Below are 6,775 nucleotides of genomic sequence, written 5' to 3' on the forward strand. Positions count from 1 at the left end.
TGTGATGATAAGTGGGTAAATAAATCGAAGGAGATTCGTATAAAAAAGGTGGGGGCATAGAAATGGATATTACAGTGGATGTAAAAGATATTACCTCCGGGGTAGAAGTGCGAGTGAAAGGTGAAATTGATGCATATACAGCTCCTAAGCTTAGTGAAGCATTATATCCTTTATCTAAGCGAGAGGGAATTGTTATGATTGTCGATTTAACAGAGGTTTCGTATATGGATAGTACTGGTCTAGGCATTTTCGTTGGTTTATTTAAAAGTGTACGTGCGCATAATGGTGTGTTTACGCTAGTTGGACTGTCGGAACGTTTACAACGACTGTTTGATATTACTGGTCTCGCTGATATCATTGATATAAAAAGTCATGCAGAGGGTGGAGTAGAATGAGTCAAGCATATGAATATATTGAAATGAAGATCCCGGCTAAACCTAATTTCATTGGGGTTATTTGGTTAACGCTTTCTGGAATAGCTAGTCGAATGGGCTTCACCTATGATGAAATTGAGGATTTGAAGATTGCTACAAGTGAAGCGTGTACGAATGCCGTACAACATGCATATAAAGGGCAGGATCATGGGCAAGTGAAAATTAGTTTTGGTTTATATGAAGACCGTTTGGAAGTAATGGTATCCGACAGTGGGAAAAGTTGTAACTTTGATGAAGTGCGTCAAGGTCTTGGACCATATAAAAATGAGCATGAGGTTGAATTCTTAAGAGAAGGAGGTTTGGGCCTCTACCTCATTGAGACTCTTATGGATGAAGTGAAAATTCATCAACATGAAGGGGTCACAGTATTCATGACTAAGTTTGTTGAGGGAGAGCGGGTGGAGATGGATGCAAAAACACTCTCAACCTAATCAAGCTACAAAAGATGAAGTTCATAAATGGATTCGAGCTTATCAACACAACCAGGATGATGAGGCCCAAAATCAGCTGGTCCTCCATTATAGAAATTTAGTCGAAGCCATTTCTAGAAAATATTCCAAGGGCAATGCATCTCATGAAGATATTGTACAAGTGGGAATGATTGGACTATTAGGAGCGATTCGCAGATACGACGAATCTTTCGGTAAAAGCTTTGAAGCCTTTGCAGTACCTACAGTGATCGGTGAAATTAAAAGGTATTTACGTGATAAAACGTGGAGTGTCCACGTTCCTAGACGAATTAAAGAGCTTGGTCCGAAAATAAAAGTAGCTGTGGAAGAGTTAACCACGGTTCTCCATCGCTCTCCTAAAATTGGAGAAATTGCTGAATTTATAGGAGTAGCTGATGAAGAAGTGTTAGAAGCTATGGAAATGGGAAAAAGCTATCAAGCTTTATCTGTTGATCATTCGATGGAAGCTGATTCAGAAGGTGGCACCGTAACACTGCTTGATATTTTCGGAGATGTTGATGAAGGATTCGAACGAGTCAATCAGCGCATGGTGTTGGATCAAGTGCTTCATGTGTTAAGTGAAAGAGAAAAATGCATTATACAATTTACGTATTTAGAAAATCTGAGTCAAAAAGAGGCTGGCGAGAAACTTGGGATTTCACAAATGCATGTTTCCAGACTACAACGCAGAGCAATTAAGAAGCTCCGGGAAGCGATATATGCAGAGAATAAATCGGAGTTTGTTCAATGATAACGGAGCTTTATTCCGAGAATCAATTCGAGATATGGACTTTTCAATCATCTAAAAACGGAGCGACTTATTGTGGAGATGATTATTATATAGCACATACAGAGGAGTATCTTCTTTGCGTACTTGCAGATGGTCTAGGTAGTGGGGAGTTTGCCTATGAATCTTCTCATGCAGTCATTGAAGAGATTATGGCAAACCAAAACAAAGATGTAGAAGCTCTTATGGATTTAGGGAATGGAGTGTTGACGAATAAAAGAGGGGCTGCTGTATCTGTAATAAAGATTTATTTCGATACAAAAGAGTTTGTATATAGCTCAGTTGGAAACATTCGATTCTTTTTGTATAATCCTAAAAAGGAAAAACTAGTTTACCCACTTCCTGTTACTGGATTTCTATCTGGAAGGGCACAAAAATATCGTACTCAGAGATTTAAATATGAACCAGGGGCGAGCTTCATTCTTCATTCAGACGGTGTTCTACTTCAAGGAGCAAAAGCTCTTTTGAAATCCCGTTCTCCTTTGGAGCAGAAAACCCGAGAAATAATTGAAGGAATAAAGGCGGTCCAAGTCGATGACTCAACATTTATTATAGGAAGCTTACTTTCATGAAACTTTGGAAAGTAAGCTTTTTATTATGAGGAATTATTTGAAATAATTTTATTAGGGGTTTTTCTCACCAAATTCGCAACCATTCGAGGTTTTTGCTAGACTAGACGTATAAGGAATTTTTTAGCAGAGGGAATATTAACAATTAGCTTGGAGGAAAAACTGTGATTGTAGCGGAAACTCAAACAAAAGAAATTTTAGAAAAAGTATCTAGTGAGCTATCATTGAAAACACATCAAGTACAAAATGTAATGAACTTGCTCAAAGAGGGTAATACCGTACCTTTTATTGCGAGGTATCGAAAAGAAATGACCGGCTCATTAGATGAAGTACAAATTAAGACGATCATGGAACGTTCGAATTACTTGGAAAACTTAAATCAACGGAAGTCCGAGGTTATACGAAATATAGAGGAACAAGGAAAGCTTACTCCGGACCTACAGTTACAAATTACAAAGGCGGATAAACTTCAGGAAGTAGAAGATCTATATCGTCCATATAAACAAAAAAGAAGAACGAAAGCGACAGTGGCAAAAGAAAAAGGCTTAGAGCCTCTGGCTATATGGTTGCTTGAATTTCCTGTATCTAAATCGATTGAGGAAAAAGCAGGTGAGTTTTTATCTGAAGAGCTTGATGTTCCTACTATCGAAGATGCAATCAATGGTGCAAAAGATATTATTGCAGAGATTATCGCAGATGATGCAGAATATCGTAAAAAAATAAGAGCGGACGTTTTTAAAACGGGTACATTCGTATCGACTGTCAAAGATGAAGAAAAAGATGAAAAGAAAATATTTGAAATGTATTATGAGTACTCTGAACCTGTTCATAAAATAGTGCCGCATCGAGTATTGGCTTTGAATCGCGGAGAAAAGGAGGATGTACTTAGAATTTCCATCGTTCCAAACACAGAAGCTATTATTGCTTATTTAGAAAAGGTGGTTACGAAAGATGCGATCTCTAGTGCAGTTACTCCAATTAAGGAAGCGATTGAGGATAGCTTTAAACGCCTAATCATGCCTTCTGTTGAACGTGAAATTAGAAAAGAGTTAACAGAAAAAGCTGAAGATCAGGCGATTCATATCTTCTCAGAAAATCTACGCAATCTTTTGTTGCAACCACCTTTAAAAGGGAAGGTCGTTCTTGCACTTGACCCTGCGTATCGAACTGGCTGTAAGCTCGCTGTGATTGATGAAACAGGAAAAGTATTGGCGATTAATGTCATATATCCTCACCCTCCAGTAAATAAGAAAGACGCTGCTCGGGATACGACAATATCACTTTTACAAGAATATCAAGTAGAAATTGTTGCAATTGGAAATGGAACGGCTTCTCGTGAATCTGAACAATTTATTGCGGATATTCTGAAAGAAGTTCAGGAACAAATTTCGTACATTATCGTCAACGAAGCGGGAGCAAGTGTCTACTCTGCATCTGACATCGCTCGTGTAGAGTTTCCTGATCTTGCGGTAGAAGAACGGAGTGCTGTTTCTATCGGTCGCCGTTTACAAGATCCGTTAGCAGAGTTGGTGAAAATTGATCCGAAGTCAGTAGGGGTAGGTCAATATCAGCATGATGTCTCGCAAAAGAAATTATCAGAATCGCTTGCCTTTGTTGTCGAGACAGCTGTTAACCAAGTAGGTGTGAACGTCAATACAGCCTCTCCATCTCTTCTTCAGTATGTAGCTGGGCTCTCAAAGTCCGTTGCACAAAATATTGTGAAGAGGCGGGAAGATGAAGGGAAGTTTACAAGTAGAAAAAGCTTAAAAGGGATCCCGCGCCTCGGAGCTAAAACCTATGAGCAATGCATCGGTTTCTTAAGAGTAGTAGACGGTGAAGAGCCATTGGACCAGACATCCATTCATCCTGAAAACTATGGGGCGGTTAATAAACTTTTGAAAAAATTAGGATTTACTTCTCGCGACATTGGCACTGATGCACTCAATGATGCATTGTCTAATCGTGGAGATATAAAGGAATTGGCGGAAAGTTTAGAAATTGGGGATATTACGTTAAAGGACATTATGGATGATTTAAGAAAACCTGGTCGAGACCTTCGTGATGATTTGGCAAAACCATTATTGAAACAAGATGTCCTAAAACTAGAAGACTTAGCAAAAGGAATGGAGCTTCAAGGAACCGTTCGGAATGTTGTTGACTTTGGTGCTTTTGTTGATGTTGGGGTTAAACAAGATGGTCTTGTTCATATTTCAAAACTGAGCAATAAATTCGTGAAGCATCCACTCGATATTGTAGCTGTCGGAGATGTAGTAACTGTTTGGGTAGATTCAGTAGATATGAATAAGCAAAGAGTAGCATTAACGATGCTTCAACCAAAAGACCAACTATAAAGTGAAACTTCTATCAGTGGGGATTCTCATCCCCTACTGATTGTTAGTCCCGTTCTACTGTCGCTTGATATCGATCAAACGACAGCAATCTCTAAACCTTGTGATGGGGTATTATTGCCTGTTAATGCGGGATAAAATGTAAAAAAACACTTTCATAATATTCGAAGGTGTTTTTTTGTTAGAACTTTTTCGTTAATAATGAACACTTTCGTTATTCCAATAGTAAAACCAACATTGATTCAGCATCTTCACTTGAACATGATTTTTTTCGTGGAATGCCCTACGAATTTGATTTTGAAGCCATATAGGCATGGAATAAGCCTCCAGTTAATTCGACGTTTTTTATTATTATATGAAATGAGTGGTTGTCTCGTGTCCATGACAAGCCTAAAAACATCCATTAGCCTTCTGATCCCAACTAACTATGATGGAAATGGTCCCCGTTACCAAAAATGTGTCACCTTATGAAGGTGGCAGTGAAGAGTAGATTTGCGAAGCCCCGCCCCTTTTCCAGAAAAAGAGAATCAAATCCAAGATATGCTTTAAGATAGAATCATCTTCGTTTATGATAAAGGGGAAGATGGATATTGTATGTTAGAGAGGGGTGAAGGAGTGGAAAAACAGCAACTTCAAAAACTTGTAGAAGAAATTTCACTAAAGGATTTTGGGAGGGCTTTTAGGCATCAAGCATCTTTCAATCCTCGTCTCAGAACGACAGGTGGGAGATATCTTTTGCGCTCGCATGATATAGAAATCAACAAAAAATATTATGATGAGAGAGGTACAGGAGAGCTTATCGGCATTATTAAGCATGAGCTTTGCCATTATCACCTTCATCTTGAGGGAAAGGGGTATCAACATAGAGATGCAGATTTTAAAACGCTACTCAAACAGGTGGGGGCTCCTAGATTTTGTACACCCTTATCAATGGACAAGAATAAGGTAAAGCAAAACCAGAAAATATATCAATATGCTTGTAAGGCATGTAGCCAATTGTATATAAGGAAAAGAAGAATAAATACTTCAAGGTATGTTTGTGGAGCGTGTAAAGGGAGGCTGTTTCTTACTGATAGGAAAGAGGTTTAAAAAAAATGAAAAGATGCTTGACTTTAGTTTAAAACGTCCTTATAATCTAAAGAGTCGACAAAAGATAACAAAAAGTTATTACGACGTTAGAGTCTTTGAGTTCTATAGTAAGACACCAAATTTTTATATTATTCCGCAGTAGCTCAGTGGTAGAGCATTCGGCTGTTAACCGAACGGTCGTAGGTTCGAATCCTACCTGCGGAGCCAATTTGGGGAAGTACTCAAGAGGCTGAAGAGGCGCCCCTGCTAAGGGTGTAGGTCGGGTAACCGGCGCGAGGGTTCAAATCCCTCCTTCTCCGCCAGCTACAATTATTACGACGGCCCCTTGGTCAAGCGGTTAAGACACCGCCCTTTCACGGCGGTAACACGGGTTCGAATCCCGTAGGGGTCATTTTTTTGATTATTAATATTTAGTTAAGGTCCCGTGGTGTAGCGGTTAACATGCCTGCCTGTCACGCAGGAGATCGCGGGTTCGATTCCCGTCGGGACCGCCATTTGTTTTAAAAGTTATGCAAGTATTAATAAGTTTATTGGGTAATGTTTTTTTGTTCATAATTCGATGGGCTATAGCCAAGCGGTAAGGCAACGGATTTTGATTCCGTCATGCGAAGGTTCGAATCCTTCTAGCCCAGCCATTTTTTATTTTTAACATAAGGAATATTCTTGATGAGCCATTAGCTCAGTTGGTAGAGCATCTGACTTTTAATCAGAGGGTCGCAGGTTCGAATCCTGCATGGCTCACCACTTGTCTTATGCGGGTGTGGCGGAATTGGCAGACGCACCAGACTTAGGATCTGGCGCCGCGAGGCGTGGGGGTTCAAGTCCCTTCACCCGCACTTTCAAAACTGCGTTGACACCAAATGTAGAACGTGGTACATTATTTAATGTCGCTTGCGGTCGTGGCGGAATGGCAGACGCGCTAGGTTGAGGGCCTAGTGGGGGCGACCCCGTGGAGGTTCAAGTCCTCTCGGCCGCACCAAACAAATGTAACTTAGTAAGTATTTGCGCCCGTAGCTCAATTGGATAGAGCGTCTGACTACGGATCAGAAGGTTATGGGTTCGACTCCTTTCGGGCGCGCCATATAGACGGGAAGTAGCT

Annotated in this window: 7 protein-coding genes and 9 tRNA genes; 15 read left to right on the forward strand and 1 reads right to left on the reverse strand. The window is 40.1% G+C overall.

Annotation, left to right across the window (positions count from 1 at the left end; genetic code table 11):
- Positions 1–62: 62 nt before the first annotated feature.
- The 5 genes from HNP81_RS22190 to HNP81_RS22210 all read left to right on the forward strand — a co-directional run bounded on the left by HNP81_RS22190 (position 63) and on the right by HNP81_RS22210 (position 4,590).
- Positions 63–395 (forward strand): anti-sigma factor antagonist, encoded by a 333-nt coding sequence (locus HNP81_RS22190; protein ID WP_028390566.1) that lies wholly within the window; start codon positions 63–65, stop codon positions 393–395.
- Complete coding sequence (gene rsbW, locus HNP81_RS22195; protein ID WP_182504042.1) at positions 392–865, forward strand: anti-sigma B factor RsbW; 474 nt, start codon at positions 392–394, stop codon at positions 863–865. Before HNP81_RS22190 ends, rsbW begins: the two co-directional genes overlap by 4 nt.
- Positions 843–1,634 carry an RNA polymerase sigma factor SigB gene (gene sigB, locus HNP81_RS22200; RefSeq protein ID WP_028390564.1) on the forward strand — a complete coding sequence of 264 codons (792 nt, stop codon included), beginning with the start codon at positions 843–845 and terminating at the stop codon, positions 1,632–1,634. The genes rsbW and sigB overlap by 23 nt, the downstream gene beginning before the upstream one ends.
- Positions 1,631–2,242 carry a PP2C family serine/threonine-protein phosphatase gene (locus tag HNP81_RS22205; protein WP_182504043.1) on the forward strand — a complete coding sequence of 204 codons (612 nt, stop codon included), beginning with the start codon at positions 1,631–1,633 and terminating at the stop codon, positions 2,240–2,242. The genes sigB and HNP81_RS22205 overlap by 4 nt, the downstream gene beginning before the upstream one ends.
- 161 nt (positions 2,243–2,403) lie before the next feature.
- On the forward strand, positions 2,404–4,590 hold the full coding sequence (locus HNP81_RS22210) for a Tex family protein (protein WP_312859722.1): 2,187 nt from the start codon (positions 2,404–2,406) through the stop codon (positions 4,588–4,590).
- A gap of 192 nt (positions 4,591–4,782) precedes the next feature.
- On the opposite strand, the gene cmpA is transcribed toward HNP81_RS22210, so the two are convergent.
- A complete protein-coding gene (gene cmpA, locus HNP81_RS22215) occupies positions 4,783–4,902 on the reverse strand; it encodes a cortex morphogenetic protein CmpA (RefSeq protein ID WP_152534698.1) in 120 nt (39 codons plus the stop codon).
- Between the two features lie 300 nt (positions 4,903–5,202).
- On the opposite strand from cmpA, the gene HNP81_RS22220 reads away from it, so the two are divergent.
- The 10 genes from HNP81_RS22220 to HNP81_RS22265 all read left to right on the forward strand — a co-directional run bounded on the left by HNP81_RS22220 (position 5,203) and on the right by HNP81_RS22265 (position 6,757).
- Positions 5,203–5,676: a SprT family protein gene (locus HNP81_RS22220; RefSeq protein ID WP_028390561.1), complete on the forward strand. Its 474-nt coding sequence runs from the start codon at positions 5,203–5,205 to the stop codon at positions 5,674–5,676.
- A 132-nt stretch (positions 5,677–5,808) separates the two neighbouring features.
- Positions 5,809–5,883 (forward strand) — tRNA-Asn (locus tag HNP81_RS22225).
- A gap of 4 nt (positions 5,884–5,887) precedes the next feature.
- A tRNA-Ser gene (locus HNP81_RS22230) sits at positions 5,888–5,978 on the forward strand.
- 17 nt (positions 5,979–5,995) lie between these two features.
- Positions 5,996–6,067 (forward strand) — tRNA-Glu (locus HNP81_RS22235).
- A 27-nt stretch (positions 6,068–6,094) separates the two neighbouring features.
- Positions 6,095–6,170: transfer RNA gene (locus HNP81_RS22240), tRNA-Asp, on the forward strand.
- A gap of 66 nt (positions 6,171–6,236) precedes the next feature.
- A tRNA-Gln gene (locus HNP81_RS22245) sits at positions 6,237–6,311 on the forward strand.
- Between the two features lie 33 nt (positions 6,312–6,344).
- A tRNA-Lys gene (locus HNP81_RS22250) sits at positions 6,345–6,420 on the forward strand.
- Positions 6,421–6,430: 10 nt separating this feature from the next.
- Positions 6,431–6,512, forward strand: a tRNA-Leu gene (locus HNP81_RS22255).
- 57 nt (positions 6,513–6,569) lie between these two features.
- Positions 6,570–6,655: transfer RNA gene (locus HNP81_RS22260), tRNA-Leu, on the forward strand.
- A gap of 25 nt (positions 6,656–6,680) precedes the next feature.
- Positions 6,681–6,757, forward strand: a tRNA-Arg gene (locus HNP81_RS22265).
- The last annotated feature ends 18 nt before the right edge of the window (positions 6,758–6,775 follow it).

The sequence above is a fragment of the Peribacillus huizhouensis genome, from assembly GCF_014138605.1.
Classification (GTDB): Bacteria; Bacillota; Bacilli; order Bacillales; family DSM-1321; genus Peribacillus; species Peribacillus huizhouensis.

Excerpts from the sequence above, each read along its gene's own strand:
- HNP81_RS22190 (WP_028390566.1), top strand. The coding sequence starts at position 63 with ATGGATATTACAGTGGATGTAAAAGATATTACCTCCGGGGTAGAAGTG.
- rsbW (WP_182504042.1), top strand. The coding sequence starts at position 392 with ATGAGTCAAGCATATGAATATATTGAAATGAAGATCCCGGCTAAACCT.
- sigB (WP_028390564.1), top strand. The coding sequence starts at position 843 with ATGCAAAAACACTCTCAACCTAATCAAGCTACAAAAGATGAAGTTCAT.
- HNP81_RS22205 (WP_182504043.1), top strand. The coding sequence starts at position 1,631 with ATGATAACGGAGCTTTATTCCGAGAATCAATTCGAGATATGGACTTTT.
- cmpA (WP_152534698.1), bottom strand. The coding sequence starts at position 4,902 with ATGCCTATATGGCTTCAAAATCAAATTCGTAGGGCATTCCACGAAAAA.